Consider the following 23742-nt stretch of genomic DNA (forward strand, 5'->3'; position numbering starts at 1 on the left):
TCGTTAGCGGGAGGCGAATTCTACAGCGTTAATCGCTGCTGTCAACACCTCTTTTTCTCCGCTTTCGACCGAGAAGATCGAACCGTTAAAAGAGCCACACATCACTGCTCTTTCAACTCCTTCCAGGCTTCGATAATCTGAAGCAAGCCGCTGCCGAAAACCGCATAACTCTTTGAATATCAAGGAGTTTTCCGTTTCGACTGCGCCGGAAGTGGGGCGAATTATAGACCTCTGGAATCTGCCGTCAACACCTATTTTCATATTTCTGTCATATCGGTCAAAAAGCCCCGAAAACGAGAAGGCCGACCTGAAAGGTCGGCCTTCTGCACATCCAGCTACTTATAAGCTAGGGAATGCGAACTGCGAAGCTTCATGGCTTGCACGCTGCGGCCAGCGCTGGGTGATCGCCTTGCGACGAGTGTAGAAGCGCACGCCATCCGGACCATAGGCGTGCAGGTCGCCAAACAGCGAACGCTTCCAGCCGCCGAAGCTGTGATAAGCCACCGGCACCGGCAACGGCACGTTGACGCCGACCATGCCGACTTCGATCTCGTCGCAGAACAGCCGCGCCGCTTCGCCGTCACGGGTGAAGATGCAGGTGCCATTGCCGTATTCGTGATCATTGATCAGTTGCATCGCCTCTTCCAGGCTGTTCACCCGCACCACGCACAGCACCGGGCCGAAGATCTCTTCTTTATAGATGCGCATCTCAGGGGTGACGTTGTCGAACAGGCAGCCACCGAGGAAGAAGCCGTCTTCATGACCGGCGACGCTCAGACCGCGACCATCGACCACCAGGGTCGCGCCCGCCGCCACACCGTCATCCACATAACCACGGACCTTGTCACGCGCCTGACCGGTAACCAACGGCCCCATGTCCAGACCGCACGAGGTACCCGCGCCGATTTTCAGCGCTTTGATCTGAGGGACCAGTTTCGCCACCAGCGCGTCCGCGACCTGATCGCCAACACACACGGCCACCGAGATGGCCATGCAGCGTTCGCCGCAGGAACCGTAAGCCGCGCCCATCAGTGCACTCACCGCATTGTCGAGATCGGCATCCGGCATCAGTACCGCGTGGTTCTTCGCGCCGCCCAGTGCCTGAACGCGTTTGCCGCGCTTGGTGCCTTCGGCGTAGATGTATTCGGCAATCGGTGTCGAACCGACGAAGCTCAGCGCTTTGACTTCCGGCGCTTCGATCAACGCGTCCACCGCTGTCTTGTCACCATGGACCACACTCATCACGCCTTTCGGCAATCCTGCTTCCAGCAGCAACTGAGCGATCAGCAGCGTCGAGCTTGGATCGCGCTCGGATGGCTTGAGGATGAAGCAGTTGCCGCAGACGATCGCCAGCGGGTACATCCACAGCGGGACCATGGCCGGGAAGTTGAACGGGGTGATACCGGCAACAATCCCCAACGGCTGGAAGTCCGACCAGGCATCGATGTTCGGGCCGACGTTGCGGCTGTATTCGCCCTTGAGGATTTCCGGGGCGGCGCAGGCGAACTCGACGTTCTCGATACCGCGCTTCAATTCACCGGCGGCATCTTCCAGGGTCTTGCCGTGCTCTTCGCTGATCAGTTGCGAGATGCGCGCTTCGTTCTGCTCCAGCAGTTGCTTGAAGCGGAACATCACCTGGGCGCGTTTGGCCGGTGGCGTATTACGCCACGCAGGAAACGCAGCCTTGGCGGCATCGATGGCTTTCTGAATGGTGGCCTGGCTGGCCAATGGCAGTTTATGGATCGCCTGGCCGGTAGACGGGTTGAACACATCCACCGCGCGACCGTTCTCGGTCACCAGTTCGCCATTGATCAAATGCGGGATAACGCTCATCGAACACTCCTGAATTCTGGTCCGCAGGCGCCGTGAGAGACGCCGGCACTTTTGTACATATATAGAGGGAAAAATCAGTCGAGCTTGTTCAGCACTTCGCCGACCGCGTCGAACAGACGATCGAGGTCTTGCGGCTTGCTGTTGAAGGTTGGGCCGAACTGCAGGGTGTCGCCGCCGAAGCGTACGTAGAACCCGGCTTTCCACAAGGCCATGCCCGCTTCGAAAGGACGCACGATCGCGTCGCCGTCACGCCCGGCAATCTGGATCGCGCCAGCCAGGCCATAGTTGCGGATGTCGATGACGTTCTTCGAGCCCTTCAGACCATGCAGCGCGTTTTCGAAATGCGGCGCGACTTCGGCGACGCTCTGCACCAGGTTTTCCTTTTGCAGCAAATCGAGTGCTGCGAGGCCGGCGGCACAGGCCACCGGGTGCGCCGAATAGGTGTAGCCATGGGGGAATTCCACGGCGTATTCCGGCGTCGGCTGGTTCATGAAGGTCTGGTAGATCTCGGAGCTGGCAATCACCGCGCCCATTGGAATCGCGCCGTTGGTGACTTGCTTGGCGATGCACATCAGGTCCGGGGTCACGCCGAAGCTCTCGGCGCCGAACATCGAACCGGTGCGGCCGAAACCGGTGATCACTTCATCGAACACCAGCAGGATGTTGTGCTGATCGCAGATCTCGCGCAGACGCTTGAGGTAACCCTGCGGCGGAACCAATACCCCGGCAGAGCCGGCCATCGGCTCAACGAACACCGCAGCGATGTTGGAAGCGTCGTGCAGTTCGATCAACTTCAGCAGTTCATCGGCCAAAGCGATACCGCCCTGCTCCGGCATGCCACGGGAAAACGCATTGCTCGCCAGCAGCGTGTGTGGCAAGTGATCGACGTCCATCATCGCCTGACCAAACAGTTTGCGGTTGCCGTTGACGCCGCCGAGGCTCGTGCCGGCGATGTTCACACCGTGGTAGCCACGGGCGCGGCCGATCATTTTGGTCTTGGTCGCCTGGCCTTTCAGGCGCCAATAGGCACGGACCATTTTTACCGCGGTGTCAGCGCACTCGGAACCAGAGTCGGTGAAGAACACGTGGTTCAGGTTGCCCGGGGTCAGTTCGGTGATTTTCTCTGCCAACTGGAACGACAACGGATGGCCGTACTGGAAACCCGGTGAGTAATCGAGAGTGCCCAGCTGTTTCGCAACGGCTTCCTGAATTTCCTTGCGGGTGTGCCCGGCGCCGCAGGTCCACAGACCGGACAGCGAGTCGTAGATCTTGCGGCCCTTGTCGTCGAACAGCCAGCTGCCTTCAGCGCCGACGATCAGACGCGGGTCGCGTTGAAAGTTGCGGTTGGCGGTGTACGGCATCCAGTGCGCGTCCAGCTTCAGTTGGCTGGCCAGTGGCGACGGCGCGTTTTCAGGCATGTTCATCGGGCAAAACCTCGCAGGGCATAAGCGTCAGGGAGATGGAAAGCGTTGTTGCAGCTAAATTGCCACGGCGATAAAGTCGGTGAAATCCAACTCTTCTAACCTTCAGTTAGATCATTGCTAAACAAAGAGAACAAAAAATGAGCAGCCGCCGCGCCGATCCATTGGCCCAGGTCAGTGACTTTGATATCCGTTTGCTGCGGATTTTTCGCAGTGTCGTGGAATGTGGCGGCTTCTCCGCAGCGGAAACCGTGCTCGGCATCGGCCGTTCGGCGATCAGCCAGCAGATGAGCGATCTGGAACAGCGCCTCGGCTTGCGCTTGTGTCAGCGTGGCCGGGCCGGATTTTCCCTGACCGAGGAAGGTCGTGAGGTGTATCAGTCGGCACTACAGCTGTTGAGTGCACTGGAGAGTTTTCGCACCGAGGTCAACGGTCTGCACCAACACCTGCGCGGCGAGCTGATCATCGGCCTGACCGATAACCTCGTTACCCTTCCGCACATGCGCATCACCCACGCCCTCGCGCAGTTGAAGGAACGCGGGCCGGATGTGCAGATCCAGATTCGCATGATTGCACCAAACGAAGTTGAACAAGGTGTGCTCGACGGGCGCCTGCACGTTGGCGTGGTGCCGCAGGCCAGCGCCTTGTCAGGACTGGAATATCAGCCGTTATACAGCGAGCGTTCGCTGCTGTATTGCGCGGTGGGTCATCCGCTGTTTTATGTCGACGACAAACAACTCGATGATCAACGCCTCGACAGTCAGGACGCGATTGCGCCGACCTTTCGTTTGCCGGCGGAGATTCAGGCGCATTATCAGGCGCTCAACTGCACCGCCAGTGCCTCTGACCGTGAGGGCATGGCGTTTCTGATTCTGACCGGGCGCTACATCGGTTACCTGCCGGATCACTACGCCAGCCTTTGGGTGCAGCAGGGGCGTTTGCGTGCGCTCAAGGCCGGCACGCGTTTTTACGATTTGAGTCTGGCATCGGTCACGCGCAAGGGGCGGCGCCCTCATTTGGTGCTGGAAAGTTTCCTCGAGAGTCTGGCGGCGACGCGATAGATAAGCGCGCAGAGCCCAGCCCGGTAGGGCCTCATCGACAGAATCCAGGAATAACCTGAGCAAGTGGACAGGTTTTTGCAGTGAAGGGCTGACTCGTCCTTCAACAAGAAGCCAAAACCATGCAGCCAGATTCCGATTCGTCCAGTGAACTGATCTACGGCCTCAACGACCGCCCCAAACCACTCGCCGCCATTCTCGCCGCGCTGCAACACGTGCTCGCCAGTTTCGTCGGCATCATCACCCCGCCACTGGTGATCGGTTCCGCGCTCGGGCTAACCGCGCATCTACCGTACCTGATCAGTATGGCGTTGATGGTCTCGGGCGTCGGCACTTTTATCCAGGCGCGGCGACCGTTCGGCATCGGCGCGGGGATGATCTGTCTGCAAGGCACCAGTTTCGCGTTTCTCGGTGCGGTGCTGTCGGCCGGGTTTCTGGTCAAGCAGCGCGGCGGCAGCCCGGAAGATATCCTGGCGATGATTTTCGGCGTGTGCTTTTTCGGCGCAATCGTGCAGATCGTGCTCAGCCGTTTCATCGGTCAGTTGCGCCGAGTGGTCACACCGCTGGTGACCGGCATTGTCATCACGCTGATCGGCATCAGCCTGATCAAGGTCGGCATCACCGATCTGGGTGGCGGCTTCAACGCGCCGGACTTCGGCGCGCCAGGCAATCTGGCCTTGGGCGTGTTTGTGCTGCTGACGATCATTCTGCTCAACCGCTCGAACACGCCGTGGGTACGACTGTCGGCGATCATCATCGGACTGGTGCTCGGCAGCCTCGCGGCGTGGTTCAGCGGGAAACTGGTCCCGCAGCCGTTGCCTGACTTGCCACTGGTGAGTTTTCCTACGCCGTTCAAGTTCGGATTCAACTTCGACTGGACCGCTTTCCTGCCGGTCGCTCTGATTTACCTGATCAGCACCATCGAAACCGTCGGCGACCTCACCGCCAACTGCATGCTCGCCCGCCAACCGATCAGCGGCCCTTCTTATATAAGCCGCTTGCGCGGTGGCGTGCTCGGTGACGGCGTGAGCTGCATGATTGCGGCGACCTTCAGCGCCTTCCCCAACACGACGTTCGCGCAAAACAATGGCGTAATCCAATTGACCGGCGTTGCCAGCCGCTACGTCGGCCTGTACATCGGCGCGATCCTGTTTTGCCTCGGCCTGTTCCCGATGATCGGCGCGGTGCTGCAACAGATCCCGAAACCGGTGCTGGGCGGTGCGACGCTGGTGATGTTCGGCGCAGTGGCGGCGGCGGGCGTACGCATTCTCGCGCAGTCACCGCTGGACCGGCGCAGCATGTTGATCATCGCCACTTCGTTCGGCGTCGGCCTTGGCATCGCCGCGCAACCGAACCTGCTGCACCTGTTGCCGAAACTGGTGCAGAACCTGTTCGACTCGGCGATCACCAGCGGCGGGTTGACGGCAATCTTCCTTTGTCTGTTGTTGCCGGAAGGCAAAACCGCCGAGACAAAAAGCCCCGCGTCATTGAACAAGATCGAACAGGCGTAACTGTTTTTCCGCGCAAGGACTTGTCGGATGCCTGTGGGTGCGCTATCAACGCAACTGGTTGCACCCACAGACAATCCCGGAAGTGCCTATGACCTTTGAAGTCCCAGCCCACGGCGGCAAACCCGCCAGCCGCATTCGTCAGAAGAACGAAGAGACCATTCTCAAAGCCGCCGAAGACGAGTTCGCCCGTCACGGGTTCAAAGGCACCAGCATGAACACCATCGCGCAGAATGCCGGGCTGCCCAAGGCCAACCTGCATTACTACTTCACCAACAAGCTCGGTTTGTATGTGGCAGTGCTGAGCAACATCATCGAGTTGTGGGACAGCACCTTCAACACCCTCACTGCCGAGGATGACCCGGCCGAAGCGCTGACCCGCTACATCCGCGCGAAGATGGAATTCTCCCGGCGCCAGCCACAGGCTTCGCGCATCTTCGCCATGGAAGTGATCAGCGGCGGCGAATGCCTGAGCGAATATTTCAATCAGGATTACCGCACCTGGTTCACCGGGCGCGCGGCGGTGTTTCAGGCGTGGATCGATGCGGGCAAGATGGATCCGGTCGATCCGGTGCACCTGATCTTCCTGCTGTGGGGCAGCACCCAACATTACGCCGACTTCGCCACGCAGATCTGCCGCGTCACCGGGCGCAGCAAGTTGACCAAGCAGGACATGGAAGACGCCGGCAACAACCTGATCCGCATCATTCTCAAAGGCTGCGGCCTCACTCCTTCTCTATAAGACGTTTATGCCTTTCACCCTCAGCGGTTTTTGCGAGTACCGCGAAGAGATTCGCAAAAGCCGCTTCATCACTCTGGCGACGCCGATCAGCAGCCCCGCCGATGCGCAGGCGTTTTTCGAGCAGCACAGCGATTTGAATGCCACGCACAACTGTTGGGCGTGGAAACTCGGCGCGCAATACCGCAGCACTGACGACGGCGAGCCGGGCGGCACCGCAGGGCGCCCTATTCTCGCGGCGATCGAAGCGCAGGACTGCGATCAGGTCGCGGTGCTGGTGATTCGCTGGTACGGCGGCATTCAACTGGGCACTGGCGGCCTGGCCCGGGCCTACGGCGGTGGCGCCAACAAGTGCCTGCAAGCGGCGGAAAAAATCGAGCTGATCAGCCGCGTGCCGCTCAGTTGCGCCTGCGGATTTGCCGAGTTGGCGCTGGTGAAGTTGCGCGTGGCGGATCTCGGTGGATTGGTGGTGGAGGAAAACTTCACGGCCAATGGGGTTGAGTTGAAATTGGCGGTAGGAGAAGCGCAGATCGAAGTGCTGCAAAGTCAGTTGGCGGATCTGAGCCGTGGGCGGATTTTGTTGCAGCGTTGAGAGTGGAAGATCAAAAGATCGCAGCCTTCGGCAGCCCCTACAGGGTGATCGCATTCCACCTGTAGGAGCTGCGGAACGCTGCGATCTTTTTGGGGCATTACATGCATTCCATTTTCTGCCGACTTGCCCACATCGGCTGTGCACCCGGCTGTGGATAACCTGAGTACATACCGCTGTAACCCTTCTGTCATGCGGCTTTGCGCGATTTGTTCACTTTTCGTTCAATTGATCCGACGAAACGAAAAATCAGCGTAAAAACAGATAGTTAACATCGTTTATCACCATTAGAAGAAAGCATCGCAGTGCTTATGCCCGACCTCGGCGCTTGCGCACAATTACTGTGGAACAACCTGTGGATAAGCCGTTCATGACCGTCGCTGTCGCTGGATCTGCCTAGGCCCCAAGTGATTGCTCGTTTTTTAACCAACGTAGCGCGAGCAAAACTGGAGCCTGTTCAATGGCTTTGCGCTGAATTGGTGCTCGATAGAAAGACAAAACGCCCGCCGATGCGCTGCTGTCGGCACTTGCGGACTGGCTCCGCAAGCGTTCCTGACTCAATGGCCAGGAAATTGCTTTATCCACAGGCACAACTCCAAGTCAGTCGAGCCTGTCATGTCCATCGCCCCTTCCCCGCCGCGCCTGCAACTGCGCCAGATCAGCAAACGCTACCCCGGTTGTCTGGCCAACGACGCCATCGACCTGAGCATCGCGCCGGGTGAAATCCATGCCCTGCTCGGTGAAAACGGCGCGGGCAAAAGTACGTTGATGAAGATCATTTACGGGGTCACCCAGTGCGACAGCGGTGAAATGCTCTGGCAGGGGCAGCGCGTGCAGATGCGCAACCCGGCACAGGCGCGGCAGTTGGGCATTGGCATGGTGTTCCAGCATTTCTCCCTGTTCGAAACCCTCAGCGTGGCGCAGAACATTGCCTTGGCGATGGGCGCGGCGGCCGGCACGCCGAAGCAACTGGAACCGAAAATTCGCGAAGTATCGCGGCGTTACGGCATGGCGCTGGAGCCTGAGCGACTTGTCCACAGCCTGTCGATCGGCGAGCGGCAGCGGGTGGAAATCATCCGTTGCCTGATGCAGGACATCCGCCTGTTGATTCTCGACGAGCCGACCTCGGTGCTGACGCCGCAAGAGGCGGACGAATTGTTCATCACCCTGCGGCGCCTTGCCGACGAGGGCTGCAGCATTCTGTTTATCAGCCACAAGCTCGGTGAAGTGCGGGCCTTGTGCCACAGCGCCACGGTGCTGCGCGGCGGTCGGGTAGCCGGGCATTGCCTGCCGGCGCAATGTACGGATCAGCAACTGGCACAACTGATGGTCGGCGAAGCGGCGGCATTGATTGGCGAGTATCCGAAAGTCAGCGGTGGCGCGGCGTTTCTGCAGGTGCAGGGTTTGAGCTGGCACAACCCGGATCCGTTCGGCTGCTCGCTGACAGACATCGACCTGCAAGTGCGCAGCGGTGAAATCGTCGGCATCGCCGGGGTCGCGGGCAATGGTCAGGATGAGCTGCTCGCCCTGCTCAGTGGCGAACAAACCTTGCCCCGGGCGCAAGCGGCGACCCTGCGCTTCGCCGAGCGAAACGTCGCTGACCTGCGCCCGGATGCGCGGCGCAAACTCGGTCTGGCCTTCGTGCCGGCCGAACGCCTTGGCCACGGCGCGGTGCCGGAGTTGAGTCTGGCCGATAACGCCCTGCTCAGTGCTTTCCAGCAAGGACTGGTGAGCCACGGGTTGATCCAACGCGGCAAAGTCGAAACCCTCGCGCAGCAGATCATCCAGCGTTTCGGCGTGAAGACCCCGGACACGCAAACCGCTGCGCGCAGCCTGTCCGGCGGCAACCTGCAGAAATTCATCCTCGGCCGGGAAATTCTTCAGCAACCGAAACTGCTGATCGCCGCGCACCCGACCTGGGGCGTCGACGTCGGTGCCGCCGCCACCATCCATCGCGCCTTGATTGCCCTGCGCGATGCCGGCGCGGCGATTCTGGTGATTTCCGAAGACCTCGATGAGCTGTTCCAGATCAGCGATCGCCTCGGCGCGCTATGCGGCGGGCGTCTGTCGGCACTGCAAGACACCGGCCTTACACAACTGAGCGATGTCGGCGCGTGGATGGCCGGCCAGTTCGATCACTCACCTCGCGCCGCTTCGGTTTAACGGAGTTTCAACATGCTGCTTTCCCTCGAACCCCGTGGCCAGCAATCGCGCCTGATGCTGTGGTGCTCGCCGTTATTGGCGGCGGCGCTGACCCTCGGCTGCGGCTCGCTGTTGTTCATCGCACTGGGCCACGACCCATTGCAAACCTTGCACACACTGCTGATCGCGCCCGTCAGCGATTTGTATGGAGTGTCCGAATTGCTGGTCAAGGCGCTGCCGATTCTGCTCTGCGCACTCGGCCTGGCGGTGGCCTATCAGGCGCGAATCTGGAACATCGGCGCCGAAGGCCAACTTCTACTCGGCGCGTTGGCCGGTAGTGCTCTGGCAGTGAACGTTATCGACATGCAAAGTCGCTGGGCGCTGGTGCTGATTCTGCTGACCGGCACGCTGGCGGGCGCCGCATGGGCCGGGCTCACCGCATGGCTGCGCACGCGCTTCAATGCCAACGAAATCCTCACCAGCATCATGCTCAACTACATCGCGCTGAACCTGCTGCTGTTCTGCGTGCACGGGCCGTTGAAGGATCCGGCGGGCTTCAATTTTCCCGAGTCGGCGATGTTCGGCGACGCCAGTCGTTTGCCGCTGCTGCTGGAGGACGGCCGCGTGCATGCCGGCGTGTATTTCGCCCTGCTCGCGCTGGTTGCGGTGTGGGTGCTGTTGCAGAAAAGCTTCATCGGCTTCCAGATCAAAGTGCTCGGGCTGGACAAACGTGCGGCAGGTTTTGTCGGCTTTCGCGAGAAGCGCCTGATCTGGCTGGCGCTGTTGATCAGCGGTGCTCTGGCCGGGCTCGCCGGGGTCTGCGAAGTGACCGGGCCAATCGGCCAACTGGTGCCGCAGGTGTCGCCGGGCTATGGCTACGCGGCGATCACCGTGGCGTTTCTGGGACGGTTGAATCCGCTCGGCATTCTGTTCTCCAGTCTGCTCATGGCGCTGCTGTACATCGGCGGCGAGAGCGCGCAGATGTCGCTCAATCTGCCGCAAGCGATCACCCAATTGTTCCAGGGCATGATGCTGTTTTTCCTGCTCGCCTGTGACGTGCTGATTCTCTATCGGCCACGCCTGAAACTGCGCTGGAGCCGGCGCGCCTCGACCCCTGCCGTAACCGCCGGAGCGCTGTGATGGATATCGATCTGTTGAGCAATATTTTCTATGCCATGGTCCGCTGCGGCACGCCGCTGTTGCTGGTGGCATTGGGTGAGTTGATCTGCGAGAAAAGCGGCGTCCTCAACCTCGGCCAGGAAGGCATGATGCTGTTCGGTGCGGTGATCGGTTTTATCGTCGCGCTGAACAGCGGCAACCTGTGGCTGGGTGTGCTGTTGGCGATGTTGGCCGGGATGTTGTTGTCGTCACTGTTTGCCTTGGTCGCGCTGGTGTTCAACGCCAATCAGGTGGCCACCGGGTTGGCGCTGACGATCTTTGGTGTCGGGCTTTCGACGTTTGTCGGCGCGGCATGGGTGGGTAAGCCGCTGGCGGGTTTCGAGCCTCTGGCGATTCCGTATCTGAGTGAGATCCCGCTGATCGGGCGGATGCTGTTTGCTCAGGATCTGCTGGTGTATCTGTCGTTCGCGCTGTTTGCCCTGGTGGCGTGGGTGATCATCAAAAGTCGTGTCGGCCTGATCATTCAAGCGGTCGGTGAAAACCCGGATGCGGCCAGCGCAATGGGCTTGCCGGTGCTGACCGTACGCACCTTGGCGGTGTTGTTCGGCGGAGCAATGGCCGGGCTGGCCGGGGCCTATCTGTCGCTGGCCTACACGCCGATGTGGGCGGAAAACATGACCGCCGGGCGCGGCTGGATTGCCCTGGCGCTGGTGGTGTTTGCCAGTTGGCGGGTGTGGCGGTTGTTGCTCGGGGCGTATCTGTTTGGCCTCGCCAGCATCCTGCACCTGGTGGCACAGGGATTGGGACTGGCGATACCTTCGAGCCTGCTGGCGATGCTGCCGTATTTGGCGACGATCTTGGTGCTGGTGTTGCTGTCCCGCGATGCCGTACGCACTCGGTTGTATGCGCCGGTTTCGTTGGGGCAGCCGTGGCAATCGGGACATTAGTTGATGTCAGAGCGGGCCTCTTCGCGAGCAGGCTCGCTCCCACAGGGGATCTGAGTGAACACGGGCATATGTGGGAGCGAGCCTGCTCGCGAAGGCCTCCGCACCGGCAACATCTGGAGCACGACCCACAACTATTTCTGATCAAACACCCTCGAGAAACTCAAGACGCCTGGAGTATGCTCCGGGATCAAAGCCTGTTTTCGCCAAGCGCTGCAACTGTGGCGCGGTCAGGCGTGTCCATTGAATCCTGAATGCTGACTTTCAAGGAAACCCATCATGTCTCAGGTAAAAAACGCACTGATCATCGGCGCCTCCCGGGGCTTGGGCCTCGGTCTGGTGAAGACCCTGCTGGGCGATGGCTGGCAAGTCACCGCGACGGTGCGCAATCCGCAGAAGGCCGAGGCGCTGCAAGCGCTGGGTGACGTGCGCATCGAGAAGCTCGACATGGACGATCAGCAAGCGGTGATCGCTCTGAGCCAGAAGCTCAAGGGCGAAACCTTCGATCTGTTGTTCGTCAACGCCGGGGTCAAAGGCCCGGACGTGCAGACGCCGGGCGGTGCGACCCTGGCCGAGGTCGGGCAGCTGTTTTTCACCAACGCGGTGGCGCCGATCAATCTGGCCCAGCGTTTCGTCGGGCAGATTCGCGACGGCAGCGGCGTGCTCGCGTTCATGAGTTCGGTGCTCGGCAGCGTGACCATCCCCGACGCGCCGGAACTGGCGCTGTACAAGGCGAGCAAAGCGGCGCTGAATTCGATGACCAACAGTTTTGTCACGCAACTGGGCGAGCAGAAACTGACCGTACTTTCGCTGCACCCGGGCTGGGTGAAGACCGACATGGGCGGCGAAGGCGCCGATCTCGACGTCGAGACCAGCACCCGCGGGCTGATCGATCAGGTCAATGCGTTTACCGGCAAGGGCGGGCATCACTTCGTCAATTACAAGGGTGAAACGATTGCCTGGTAAGCACTGATAATCCCGATGTGGGAGCGAGCCTGCTCGCGAATACGATCTGTCAGGTAAATCTGTATCGACTGACATGACGCCTTCGCGAGCAGGCTCGCTCCCACAGGGGGATGATGGTGAATGGTCGGGTGGCGCTTGCCCGATGGGGCGATTTGTTTGAAACTGCGCGCCTCGTCCTTCGCGGCGACCCTGGATCAGCAGACAGGGCAACACTGAGCTGGCAACCCTGAACCCAACTTTCAGAGGAGCCGGCCACAATGCCTGCGACCCGTACCTGGTTAAAAAATCCCCTCGCCATTTTCACCTCCAACGAGCTTGATGCCCGTGGCGGTCTTGTCGTGCAAGACGGTGTCATCGTCGAAGTCCTCGCTGCCGGTCAGCAGCCGTCGGCGCCGTGCAATGAAGTGTTCGATGCCCGCGAGCATGTGATCCTGCCGGGCCTGATCAACACTCACCATCACTTCTATCAAACCCTGACCCGCGCCTGGGCGCCGGTGGTCAATCAGCCGCTGTTCCCGTGGCTGAAAACCCTGTACCCGGTATGGGCGCGGCTGACCCCGGAAAAACTCGCCCTCGCCACCAAAGTGGCGCTGGCCGAATTGCTGCTCTCGGGTTGCACCACGGCTGCCGACCATCACTATCTGTTCCCGGACGGTCTGGAAAACGCCATCGACGTGCAGGTCGAAACGGTGCGCGAACTGGGCATGCGCGCCATGCTCACACGCGGCTCGATGAGCCTTGGCGAGAAGGACGGCGGTCTGCCTCCACAACAAACGGTGCAGGAAGGTCAGGTGATTCTCGACGACAGCCAGCGGCTGATTCACGAGTATCACGAGCGTGGCGACGGTGCGCAGATCCAGATCGCTCTGGCGCCATGCTCGCCATTCTCGGTGACCCCGGAAATCATGTCGGCCAGCGCTGATCTGGCGAACAAGCTCGATGTGCGTCTGCACACCCACCTCGCTGAAACTCTCGATGAAGAAGACTTCTGTCTGCAACGCTTCGGCCTGCGCACCGTCGATTATCTGGACAGCGTCGGTTGGCTCGGCCCGCGTACCTGGCTGGCCCACGGCATCCATTTCAACCCCGACGAAATCGCCCGCCTCGGCCAGGCCGGCACCGGCATTTGTCACTGCCCAAGCTCGAACATGCGCCTGGCGTCCGGCATCTGCCCGAGCATCGAGCTGACCGACGCCGGCGCGCTGTTCGGTCTTGGCGTCGACGGTTCGGCGTCCAACGATGCCTCGAACATGATCCTCGAAGCGCGTCAGGCCCTGTACATCCAGCGCCTGCGTTACGGCGCCGAAAAGATCACCCCGGAGCGCGTACTGGGCTGGGCGACCAAAGGTTCGGCGAGCCTGCTCGGCCGCACTGACATCGGCGAAATCGCCGTGGGCAAACAGGCGGATCTCGCGTTGTTCAAGCTCGATGAACTGCGCTTCTCCGGTAGCCATGATCCGATTTCGGCGTTGCTGCTGTGCGGCGCTGACCGAGCGGATCGGGTGATGATCGGGGGCAAGTGGCGTGTGGTCGATGGGCAGGTTGAAGGGCTGGACCTGAAAGGTCTGATTGCCGATCACAGCCAGGCGGCCCGGCAGTTGATCGCCGGTACCTGATCCGATCATTAATCCCTGTGGGAGCGGGCTTGCCCGCGATGGGGGTGTGTCAGGTACATATATGGTTTCTGACACCCCGCAATCGCGGGCAAGCCCGCTCCCACAGGTTTTTCAGCGTCCCTATAGGCCCAGTAGGGACAGCATGATGAATGTGGCAAACAGCACAAAGTGCGTCATGCCCTCAATGGCGTTGGTCTCGCCGTCATTGAGGTTGATTGCGCTGACGATCAGGGTGATGAAGATCATCACCGTTTGCACCGGGGTCATCGCCATTTGAAACGGCTGGCCGGTGTACAGCGCCATCGCTTCCATCACCGGTACGGTCAGAATCACCGTCGACAGTGACGCCCCCATCGCAATGTTGACCACCGACTGCATGCGATTGGCCAGCGCCGCTCGTAATGCGGTGAGAATCTCCGGCGCGGCGGAAATCGCTGCCACCAGAATCGCCGTGATTACCGGCGGCGCGCCCGTGCCTTCCAGGCCCAGATCGAGGGTCTTGGACATCACCTCGGCCAGTGCGCCGATGATCACCACCCCCGACACCAGAATGCCGACCGACAGCGCCAGGCTGACCGGTTTCGGCTCCTGCTCGACCGGCTCCTTTTTGCGACGTTTGTCCGGATAGCTGTAGCTGAAAAAGTAACTGTGCGGGCCGACCTGCATGCGCAGGAACAGCGCGTAGAGCACCATCATTGCGCCGATGGTGAACGCCGAATACATCTTCCAGTTGGCCTCGGGAATGAACTCCGGGACCACCATCGACACCCCCATCGCGGTGAGGATCATGACGCTGTAGCTGCGCGCCGAATCGTCGTTGTAGGACTGTTCGCCGTGTTTGATCCCGCCCATCAAAGCGGCGAGGCCGAGGATGCCGTTGATGTCGAGCATCACCGCTGAATAAATCGTGTCGCGCACCAGTGTTGCCGAGGCTTCGTTGCTCATCATGATCGCCAGGATCACCACTTCGACCAGCACTGCCGAGAGTGTGAGGATCATCGTGCCGTAGGGATCACCGACTTTTTCCGCCAGCAGTTCGGCGTGATGAGCGACGCGCATTGACGCGGCGACGATGAAGGCAATCAGCAGCAGACCGCCGCCCAGCGCGACGATCTGGCCGCTGTGCAGCAGCCAGTGTTCCAGTGGATAAGCGACGCACGCGGCAAGGACTGCCAGCAGCAGGAAGCTTTCTTGTTTGAGGATCGAGAGCATGACGGGCCTTTTGCCGAAAAGAGCTGATGAAGCTACTGACTGCCGCGCGCCGCTAACGTTTCGTTACATCTTTACGCACCACGCGATGGCAGCTGGATTCAGGCATGCACTTTTATTGGCCTTGCCGGCCTCTTCGCGAGCAGGCTCGCTCCCACATTGAAATGCGTCCCTGTGGGAGCGAGCCTGCTCGCGAAGGCCGCACCGCGTTTTCAAATGAGTTTGTTGTCCTGTTGGTCAGCAATTTGCATTGGCCCTGAGCACACACAACAAAATGGAGTTCGGGTTCATGCCAATACGTCCGCTGCACAAACTGCTGTACGCCGCCATCGGTCTGGGAATCAGCCTGAGCGCCAGCGCTGCCGATCCGCTGAAGGTCGGTTTCGTCTACATCGGCCCGATCGGTGACCACGGCTGGACGTATCAGCACGAACAGGGGCGCAAGGCCCTGGCGGAAAAACTCGGCACGCAGATCACCACCAACTACGTGGAAAACGTCGCCGAGGGCGCCGACGCCGAGCGGGTGATCCGCAACATGGCCAAGGACAAATATGACCTGATCTTCACCACGTCTTTCGGCTACATGAACCCGACAGTGAAAGTCGCCAAGCAATTTCCCAAGGTGACGTTCGAACACGCCACCGGTTACAAGCAGGACAAGAACCTCGGCACCTACCTGGCGCGCACTTACGAGGGCCGTTACGTCGGCGGTTTCCTCGCGGCGAAGATGACCAAGACCAAGAAGATCGGCTACGTCGCCTCGTTCCCGATTCCGGAAGTGATCCGCGACATCAACGCCATCCAGCTGGCCTTGAACAAGTACAACCCTGGCACCGAAATCAAAGTGGTGTGGGTCAACTCCTGGTTTGATCCGGGCAAGGAAGCCGACGCCGCCAACGCGCTGATCGATCAGGGCGTCGACGTGGTGTTCCAGCACACCGACAGCCCGGCGCCGATCCAGGCTGCCGAACGGCGCGGCGTGTATGCCGTGGGCTACGCCTCGGACATGGCCCACTTCGGCCCGAAAGCGGTGCTGACCTCTATCGTCAACGACTGGGCGCCGCACTACATTCAGGCGACGCAGAGCGTGATCGATCACACCTGGAAATCCCAGGATTACTGGGGTGGGTTGAAGGAAGGCACGGTGGAACTGCCGATCAGCGACCTGGTGCCGGCGCCGGTGAAAGCCGAAGCCGAGCAGTTGATCGCCGACATCAAGAGCGGCGCATTGCAGCCGTTTACCGGGCCGATCAAGGATCAGGCCGGTGTAGAAAAAATCCCGGCGGGCGTGAGCGCGACCAATGCGGAACTGGCTTCGATGAATTACTACGTTGAGGGCATGAAGGCCGAGATGCCGAAGTAGTCCCCCGATTCACCACACAAAACCCTGTGGGAGCGAGCCTGCTCGCGAAAGCGGTGTGTCATTAAACAAAAATGTTGTCTGACACTCCCTCTTCGCGAGCAGGCTCGCTCCCACATTGGAAACACAGCGTATTCAAGGATTGTGTATGGATCAGCTTCCGATCATTGATATCAGCCCGCTCTATAGCGACGACGAAAACGCCTGGCCTGCGGTGGCCGAACAAATCGACCAAGCCTGCCGTGAGTGGGGCTTTTTCTATATCAAGGGCCATCCGATCTCGGCGCAACGTATCGAGGATCTGCTCGATCACGCCCAGCGCTTCTTTGCCCTGCCAGCCGCAGAAAAACTCAAGATCGACATTACCCAGACCCGCCATCATCGCGGCTACGGTGCGATTGCCACAGAGCAACTGGACCCGGACAAACCCAGCGATCTCAAAGAAACTTTCGACATGGGCCTGCATCTGCCGGACGAACATCCCGAGGTGCTCGCGGAAAAACCCTTGCGCGGCCCCAATCGGCACCCGGCGCAACCCGGCTGGGAAACGCTGATGGAGCAGCATTACCTCGACATGCAGGCGCTGGCGCAAACCCTGCTTCGAGCGATGACCGTTGCGCTGGGCATCGAGCGCGACTTCTTCGATACGCGTTTTGTCGAACCGGTCAGCGTGTTGCGCATGATCCATTACCCACCGCGTCACACCGCCAGCTCCGCCGAGCAACAAGGTGCCGGCGCCCATACCGATTACGGCTGCATCACCCTGCTCTATCAGGACAGCGCCGGCGGTTTGCAGGTGAAGAACGTCAAAGGTGAATGGATCGACGCGCCACCGATTGACGGCACGTTCGTGGTCAACCTCGGCGACATGATGGCGCGCTGGAGCAACGACCGTTATCGCTCGACGCCGCACCGGGTGATCAGCCCGCTGGGCGTGGATCGCTATTCGATGCCGTTCTTCGCCGAACCGCACCCGGACACGCGCATCGAATGCCTGCCCGGCTGCCAGGACGCGCAGCATCCGGCGAAATATCCGACCACCACCTGCGCGCAATTCCTGCTGTCGCGCTTCGCCGATACCTACGCGTATCGACGTGAGCAAGAGGCGGTTTGATCGATCACCTGGTCAGGTTTTGCCAATTGTTGCGGCCAGCCTCTGTAGAATGCCGGCATTGCACCTGATGAGAAAAGACTATGTACGACTGGCTCAACGCCCTGCCCAAAGCCGAACTGCACCTGCATCTGGAAGGTTCGCTGGAGCCTGAACTGCTGTTCGCCCTGGCCGAACGCAACAAGATCGCCCTGCCGTGGAGCGACGTCGAAACCCTGCGCAAGGCCTACGCCTTCAACAATCTGCAGGAATTTCTCGACCTGTATTACCAGGGCGCCGATGTGCTGCGCACCTCGCAGGATTTCTACGACCTGACCTGGGCCTACCTGCTGCGCTGCAAAGCACAGAACGTGATCCACACCGAACCGTTCTTCGATCCACAGACCCACACCGACCGGGGCATCCCGTTCGAAGTGGTGCTCAACGGCATCGCCGCCGCACTCAAGGATGGCGAGACGCAACTGGGCATCAGCAGCGGTTTGATCCTCAGCTTCCTGCGCCACCTCAGCGAAGACGAAGCACAGAAAACCCTCGATCAGGCGCTGCCGTTCCGTGATGCGTTTGTCGCGGTCGGGCTCGACAGTTCCGAGATGGGCCACCCGCCGAGCAAGTTCAAACGCGTCTTCGATCGCGCCCGCGACGAAGGCTTCCTCACCGTCGCCCACGCTGGTGAAGAAGGCCCGCCGGAGTACATCTGGGAAGCCATCGACCTGCTGAAAATCCAGCGCATCGACCATGGCGTGCGCGCCATCGAAGACGAGCGCCTGATGCAGCGGATCATCGACGAGCAGATCCCGCTGACCGTGTGCCCGCTGTCGAACACCAAGCTCTGCGTGTTCGATCACATGTCACAGCACAACATCCTCGACATGCTCGAGCGCGGCGTTAAGGTCACGGTCAACTCCGATGACCCGGCGTATTTCGGTGGGTACGTGACCGAGAACTTCCATGCGCTGCACGAGCATCTGGGCATGACCCAGGATCAGGCCAAGCGTCTGGCGCAGAACAGCCTGGATGCGCGGTTGGTAAAACCGTAAGCAACACCGCAAAACCAATGTGGGAGCGAGCCTGCTCGCGAAGAGGGAGAGTCAGTCAACATTTACGTTGAATGACACACCGCTTTCGCGAGCAGGCTCGCTCCCACATTCATATCGATGTTCACTCGGTAAGCTCTTCCAGGGTCTTGCCCCGCGTTTCCATCCCGAACAGCCACACCACGCCCGCCGCGATCGCAAAGCACGCCGCGCCCAGCGCGAACACCCCGCCCTGCCCGGTAATCGGGAACACCAGCCCGGTCACCAATGGCCCGAGCAGAGAGCCGACGCGGCCGATGGCCGAGGCGAATCCCGAGCCGGTTGCCCGTGCGGACGTCGGGTACAGCTCCGGCGTGTAGGTGTAGAGCACCGCCCACATGCCGAACAGGAAAAACTGCATCAACAGCCCGGTGCCGATCAGCAACGCCACGTTGCCGCCGAACACCGCACTCTGCCCATACAGAAACGCCATCACCCCGCCGCCCAGCAGGGTGACGATGCACACCGGTTTGCGCCCCCAACGCTCGACCAGCCACGCCGCCATGAGGAAGCCGGGAATCCCGCCGAGCGAGATCAGCACCGTGTAGTACACCGACTGCGTCACGGCGAAACCCGACTGCTGCAGCAATGCACTGAGCCAAGAGGTCAGCCCGTAGAAACCCAGCAATGCGAAGAACCACAGACTCCAGATCATCGTCGTGCGCTGGCGATATTGCGGCGACCAGATCTGCTTGAGTGCCGAGAAGAAATTACCCGGCGGCGTCACCGTGCGTGGCAAACGAACCGGTTCCGGCAAGCCTGCACCGCCCAGCGAAGCACGCACTCGCGCTTCGATGCCGTTCAACACCTTGTCCGCGTCGACGTCGCGCCCGGCCTGTTCCAGCCAGCGCGGCGACTCAGGGATGAAAAAGCGGATCGCCAGAACGAACACCGCCGGCACCGCCAGTACCAGGAAGATATCGCGCCAGCCAATCAGCGGCAGCAGGAAGTACGAGAGTACGCCCGCCGCGACAAACCCCAGCGGCCAGAAGCCGTCCATCAGGGCGATATAGCGCCCGCGCCGTTGTGCTGGAATCAGCTCCGAGAGCATCGATTGCGCGATGGGAAACTCCATGCCCATGCCGATTCCGAGCAGGATGCGGAACAGCGTCAGCGTCTCCACCGTCTGCGCCGTCGAACACAGGTAACTGGCCACGCCCCACAACACGATGCTCCACTGAAACACCGGTTTGCGCCCGAAGCGGTCGGCGAGCATCCCAGACAACGACGCCCCGAGCACCATGCCGAAAAAGCTCGAGCTGGCCAGCAACCCCGCTTGCGCACTGCTCAGGCCGAACTCGGCTTTGATCGAGCCGAGCAGGAAAGTCATCATCGCCAGATCCATGGAATCGAAGAAAAACGCCAAGGCGATGATGATGAAAATGACGCGGTGATAGCCGCTGAGCGGCAGCCGTTCCAGGCGTTCAGCCGCACTAAAGCGTTGTGTATTCATGTTGTGCTCCCCCATCCGGAAAATCCCCGGATCGAGTGTGCGCGATGGTCATGCAGAGGTCGTACTGGATGCGACCTGTTCACAGCCGTGGACGACGTCAGCCTTCAGCTCATCGCCGAGCAACGCTCTAGAACGCTGTTTCCAGCTCGGTTTCCTTGGCAAAGCGATGGATTTCGCGCTGGCCCGTCGCGGTCAACTGCAAGGCGCGGGAATCGTTGGGCAAGGTCAGCCAGCCGGACTGCATGAATAACTGCAACAGCGCCGCGCCCAGTGAGCCGCCCATGTGCGGACGGCGCTCGCTCCAGTCCGGGCAGGCGCAGGCGACCTGCACGTTGCGGTGGGCCAGGGCCTGGATGAACACGCCGCGCTGCGCCAGTCGGGTGGAGCCCTTGTGCGTCACCACCACCCGCTGCTCAAGCTGTTCGATCCAGCCGGCGTCGAGCAGGCGCTGATACAGGTCGGCCGCCAGGGTGCCGCCCAGATGATCGTCGCAGAACCGCGCGCGCAACAGCGAAGACGGCGCCGCCTGCGGCCTGACCATGGGAGTCGTGCGTTTCAGCGCATCAGGGATTTGCCGTGGCGCGCTGGCAATGGTGGCGCTGGCCAGTGCTTCGATTGCCGCGCCGATTTCCGGCGCCGCCAGGCGAAAGAAGCGTTTGCGCCCACGCATTTCGATGTTCAACAGCCCCCCTGCGGACAGGCGTCCCAGATGCGCACTGGCCGACGACGGCGAGAGCCCGGCCAGCAGCGCCAGCTCTTCGGCTTGCCGGGCCGAGCCATCCATCAACGCCCACATCATCGCGCTGCGCTTGGGGTCGGCCAGCAATGTCGCGATCTGGCTGATGCACGGTGCATGTTCCATATGTTCACTCCCTGTTGAATCGTATCGTCTACCGCTCGGAGACATCCTGGCCGGTTATGGGGCATCGGCCAACACGCGAAAATCGCCCGGGATCGGTGGCAAGGGATGCCACCGACACCAGCTGCTCCGGCACACAACCTGGCAGCAGAAGTAGCAACCGTCACCAAAAGCCGGCAACGCGTTACGGGGTCTGCGCGCCGGGTGTCAGTGCAGGCATGAGGCGGGCGCTAGTATAAGCGGGTTAAGCCAGACGTCCTGCGCCTGGGCCTGGGCAGGTGGCGATTGTTCCTGACAGAAATTTCTCTAATTGCCTGCGACTAATGATCAACTTTGAGGAAACCGGGAAATTGGCTACTCAATTCGGCGCATCGGCTGGCGAGCATCTCTCTCAGAAGGTTCACCGGCTTACTCAACTGTGCGCGATGGGCGCACAACAGATTCAGCGGTGCGCGCTCACAGAGCAGTTCCGGCATCAGCACTTTGAGGCGTCCGGCGAGCACATCGGCGCCGACGTCGAGCCAGGATTTGTAGGCAATACCGGCACCGGCCAACGCCCATAGCCGCACGACGTCGGCGTCATCGCTGAAGCGGTCGCCGCTGACGGTCAGGCCGACTTCGCGCTTGCCATCGTGAAAACTCCAGTGGTCGTGGACGCGGCTGCCGAGCATGTACAAAAGGCAATTGTGCTGGGCCAATTGCTCGAGATGGCGCGGCTCGCCCTGCCGGGCCAGGTAATCGGGGGATGCGCACAACACCCGGCGATTGTGTGGGGCGATGGGCAAGGCGATCAGGCTGGAATCCTCCGGCTCGCCGTAGCGCAGGGCGATGTCCACCGGTTGCCGGAACAGGTCGGCGATGCGGTCGCCAAGCAGCAGGCGCACCGTCAATTTCGGGTGTTCACGCTGGAACGCGTCGAGCCACGGCAGCAGCAGATTGCGACCGAAGTCCGAGGGCGCCGACAACTGCAGAATTCCGCTGACCTGGTCCTGACCGCTGGCGAGCAGGCGACGCCCTTCGTCGAGATTGCTCAGGGCGGCGCGGGCATACTCAAGGAAGCCTTCGCCCTCGGCGGTCAGGCGCAGGCTGCGGGTCGAACGCGCCAGCAGCCGCGCACCGAGTTGCTGCTCTATGCGCTTCAACGCTGCGCTGGCCACCGCCGCAGACATGTCCATCACCCGTGCCGCCGCCGACAGGCTGCCCAGATCCGCCGCGCGGACAAACAACTGCAGGTCATCAAAACGCAGCATGCGCAGCCTCGATTATCAAAAAAATATTGAAAGAGACTGCTCTTTTAGCCGGTTTTATCGCGCAGAGAAATAGCCAATGATGGCCTCCATCGAATTCATCCCGATTCTGGAGTCCGCGCATGTCCCAGCCCTTTACCGCTATCGCCACCCTGACCGCCAAACCCGGTCAGCAGGACGTTCTCGAACAGGCGCTGCGCGCCCTCGTCGAACCGAGCCGCGCCGAGCCCGGTTGTGGCCAGTACGACCTGCACCGCGACCTTGCCGATCCGCAGGTTTTTTATGTCATCGAACAGTGGGCCAGTGACGAGATTCTTGAGGCGCACAACGCCAGCGCGCATTTTCAGAAGTTTCAGGCCAGCGCCGGCCACACCATCGAACACTTCCAGCTCAAACGCCTCGGCGCGATTGCCTGATTCCTCCTTCTATCAACTGTACGGAGCCACTTATGAAAGTCATTGCCTATTACGCGTCCCTGCCGATCAGCGACACCAAGTCCCTGCAAGACATTGAACTGCCAGAACCGGTCGCCGGCCCGCGCGACCTCTTGGTGGAGGTCAAAGCCATTTCGGTCAACCCGGTCGATACCAAAGTGCGGCAGAACGTGGCGCCGGAAAACGGCACGGCGAAAGTGCTGGGCTGGGACGTTGCCGGTGTGGTCAAGGCTGTCGGCAGCGACGTCACCCTGTTCAAGGCCGGTGACAAGGTGTTTTACGCTGGTTCGATTGCCCGGGCCGGTGGCAACAGCGAGTTGCACGTGGTCGATGAGCGCATCGTCGGTCACATGCCCAAGTCCCTCGGTTTTGCCGAAGCCGCCGCGCTACCGCTGACCGCCATCACTGCGTGGGAATTGCTCTTCGAGCGCCTGCAAATCAGCGAAGGCAGCAATGATGAGGGTCAGAGCCTGCTGATCGTTGGCGCGGCGGGCGGAGTGGGCTCGATCCTTACCCAATTGGCCAAGCAGTTGACCGGCCTGAAAGTGATCGGCACCGCTTCCCGCCCACAGACCCGTGACTGGGTCAGCGAACTCGGTGCCGATCTGGTCATCGATCACAGCCAGCCACTGAGCGAAGAATTGAAGCGCGCCGGCATCGACAGCGTGACCCACGTCGCCAGCCTGACCCAGACCGATCAGCATCTGGCGCAACTGGTCGAAGCCCTCGCGCCGCAAGGCAAGCTGGCGCTGATCGACGATCCGAAGTCCCTCGACATCAGCCTGCTCAAGCGCAAGAGCCTGTCGCTGCACTGGGAGTTCATGTACACCCGCTCGCTGTTCGAAACGCCGGACATGATCGAACAGCACAAGCTGCTCAACCGCGTCGCCGAACTGATCGACGCCGGCACTTTGAAGACGACTTTGGGCGAGCACTTCGGCGTGATCAATGCAGCCAACCTGCGCCGCGCCCATGAGCTGCTGGAAAGCGGCAAGGCCAAGGGGAAAATTGTTTTAGAAGGTTTCTAAAAAAATAAAGCCCCGCAACCGCTCGTGATGCCA

Annotated in this window: 20 protein-coding genes; 14 read left to right on the forward strand and 6 right to left on the reverse strand. The window is 60.8% G+C overall.

Features of this window, described 5'->3' with window-relative positions; genetic code table 11:
• Positions 1–339: 339 nt before the first annotated feature.
• Positions 340–1833: a CoA-acylating methylmalonate-semialdehyde dehydrogenase gene (locus AC0Z5Z_RS26245; RefSeq protein ID WP_485611842.1), complete on the reverse strand. Its 1494-nt coding sequence runs from the start codon at positions 1831–1833 to the stop codon at positions 340–342.
• 74 nt (positions 1834–1907) lie between these two features.
• Positions 1908–3257 carry an omega-aminotransferase AptA gene (gene aptA, locus AC0Z5Z_RS26250; protein WP_016771806.1) on the reverse strand — a complete coding sequence of 450 codons (1350 nt, stop codon included), beginning with the start codon at positions 3255–3257 and terminating at the stop codon, positions 1908–1910.
• Between the two features lie 137 nt (positions 3258–3394).
• Here aptA and AC0Z5Z_RS26255 point away from each other — a divergent pair, with 137 nt between their 5' ends.
• The 9 genes from AC0Z5Z_RS26255 (at position 3395) to AC0Z5Z_RS26295 (ending at position 13935) form a co-directional block, all read left to right on the forward strand.
• The gene (locus AC0Z5Z_RS26255; protein ID WP_056787796.1) at positions 3395–4315 is read left to right on the forward strand and encodes a LysR family transcriptional regulator; all 921 of its coding nucleotides are present in this window, start codon (positions 3395–3397) and stop codon (positions 4313–4315) included.
• 119 nt (positions 4316–4434) lie between these two features.
• A complete protein-coding gene (locus AC0Z5Z_RS26260; RefSeq protein WP_305382163.1) occupies positions 4435–5823 on the forward strand; it encodes a uracil-xanthine permease family protein in 1389 nt (462 codons plus the stop codon).
• An 88-nt stretch (positions 5824–5911) separates the two neighbouring features.
• Positions 5912–6562: a TetR/AcrR family transcriptional regulator gene (locus AC0Z5Z_RS26265; RefSeq protein WP_016771809.1), complete on the forward strand. Its 651-nt coding sequence runs from the start codon at positions 5912–5914 to the stop codon at positions 6560–6562.
• A 7-nt stretch (positions 6563–6569) separates the two neighbouring features.
• The gene (locus tag AC0Z5Z_RS26270) at positions 6570–7151 is read left to right on the forward strand and encodes an IMPACT family protein (protein ID WP_125917571.1); all 582 of its coding nucleotides are present in this window, start codon (positions 6570–6572) and stop codon (positions 7149–7151) included.
• Between the two features lie 612 nt (positions 7152–7763).
• Positions 7764–9311, forward strand: coding sequence for an ABC transporter ATP-binding protein (locus AC0Z5Z_RS26275; RefSeq protein ID WP_485611843.1), 1548 nt, complete (start codon positions 7764–7766; stop codon positions 9309–9311).
• Positions 9312–9323: 12 nt separating this feature from the next.
• Entirely contained in the window at positions 9324–10430 is a 1107-nt protein-coding gene (locus AC0Z5Z_RS26280; protein ID WP_056787784.1) for an ABC transporter permease, read from the forward strand.
• Positions 10430–11356 carry an ABC transporter permease gene (locus tag AC0Z5Z_RS26285; RefSeq protein WP_150638115.1) on the forward strand — a complete coding sequence of 309 codons (927 nt, stop codon included), beginning with the start codon at positions 10430–10432 and terminating at the stop codon, positions 11354–11356. Before AC0Z5Z_RS26280 ends, AC0Z5Z_RS26285 begins: the two co-directional genes overlap by 1 nt.
• Positions 11357–11632: 276 nt before the next feature.
• Positions 11633–12319, forward strand: coding sequence for an SDR family oxidoreductase (locus AC0Z5Z_RS26290; RefSeq protein ID WP_485611844.1), 687 nt, complete (start codon positions 11633–11635; stop codon positions 12317–12319).
• A 257-nt stretch (positions 12320–12576) separates the two neighbouring features.
• On the forward strand, positions 12577–13935 hold the full coding sequence (locus AC0Z5Z_RS26295; protein WP_073471861.1) for an 8-oxoguanine deaminase: 1359 nt from the start codon (positions 12577–12579) through the stop codon (positions 13933–13935).
• A 120-nt stretch (positions 13936–14055) separates the two neighbouring features.
• On the opposite strand, the gene AC0Z5Z_RS26300 is transcribed toward AC0Z5Z_RS26295, so the two are convergent.
• Positions 14056–15147, reverse strand: a complete 1092-nt coding sequence (locus AC0Z5Z_RS26300) for a calcium:cation antiporter (RefSeq protein WP_041479650.1) — start codon at positions 15145–15147, stop codon at positions 14056–14058.
• 286 nt (positions 15148–15433) lie between these two features.
• Between AC0Z5Z_RS26300 and AC0Z5Z_RS26305 the strand changes: the two genes are divergently transcribed.
• From AC0Z5Z_RS26305 to AC0Z5Z_RS26315, 3 genes are all read left to right on the forward strand, one after another.
• Complete coding sequence (locus AC0Z5Z_RS26305; RefSeq protein WP_016771815.1) at positions 15434–16507, forward strand: BMP family ABC transporter substrate-binding protein; 1074 nt, start codon at positions 15434–15436, stop codon at positions 16505–16507.
• Between the two features lie 145 nt (positions 16508–16652).
• Positions 16653–17618 (forward strand): 2-oxoglutarate and iron-dependent oxygenase domain-containing protein, encoded by a 966-nt coding sequence (locus AC0Z5Z_RS26310; protein ID WP_460142688.1) that lies wholly within the window; start codon positions 16653–16655, stop codon positions 17616–17618.
• Between the two features lie 80 nt (positions 17619–17698).
• Entirely contained in the window at positions 17699–18652 is a 954-nt protein-coding gene (locus AC0Z5Z_RS26315) for an adenosine deaminase (RefSeq protein WP_024011466.1), read from the forward strand.
• Between the two features lie 121 nt (positions 18653–18773).
• On the opposite strand, the gene AC0Z5Z_RS26320 is transcribed toward AC0Z5Z_RS26315, so the two are convergent.
• From AC0Z5Z_RS26320 to AC0Z5Z_RS26330, 3 genes are all read right to left on the reverse strand, one after another.
• Positions 18774–20141 carry an MFS transporter gene (locus tag AC0Z5Z_RS26320; RefSeq protein ID WP_150638125.1) on the reverse strand — a complete coding sequence of 456 codons (1368 nt, stop codon included), beginning with the start codon at positions 20139–20141 and terminating at the stop codon, positions 18774–18776.
• A gap of 127 nt (positions 20142–20268) precedes the next feature.
• Complete coding sequence (locus AC0Z5Z_RS26325; protein ID WP_041479646.1) at positions 20269–21003, reverse strand: ArsR/SmtB family transcription factor; 735 nt, start codon at positions 21001–21003, stop codon at positions 20269–20271.
• A gap of 317 nt (positions 21004–21320) precedes the next feature.
• On the reverse strand, positions 21321–22250 hold the full coding sequence (locus AC0Z5Z_RS26330) for a LysR family transcriptional regulator (protein WP_056787769.1): 930 nt from the start codon (positions 22248–22250) through the stop codon (positions 21321–21323).
• A gap of 119 nt (positions 22251–22369) precedes the next feature.
• Here AC0Z5Z_RS26330 and AC0Z5Z_RS26335 point away from each other — a divergent pair, with 119 nt between their 5' ends.
• Both AC0Z5Z_RS26335 and AC0Z5Z_RS26340 read left to right on the forward strand, forming a co-directional pair.
• Positions 22370–22663, forward strand: coding sequence for a putative quinol monooxygenase (locus AC0Z5Z_RS26335; protein ID WP_130912905.1), 294 nt, complete (start codon positions 22370–22372; stop codon positions 22661–22663).
• A 32-nt stretch (positions 22664–22695) separates the two neighbouring features.
• Entirely contained in the window at positions 22696–23709 is a 1014-nt protein-coding gene (locus AC0Z5Z_RS26340; RefSeq protein ID WP_485611845.1) for a zinc-binding alcohol dehydrogenase family protein, read from the forward strand.
• The last annotated feature ends 33 nt before the right edge of the window (positions 23710–23742 follow it).

The organism is Pseudomonas sp. 1L-E-NC-VB-C3 (genome assembly GCF_057291535.1).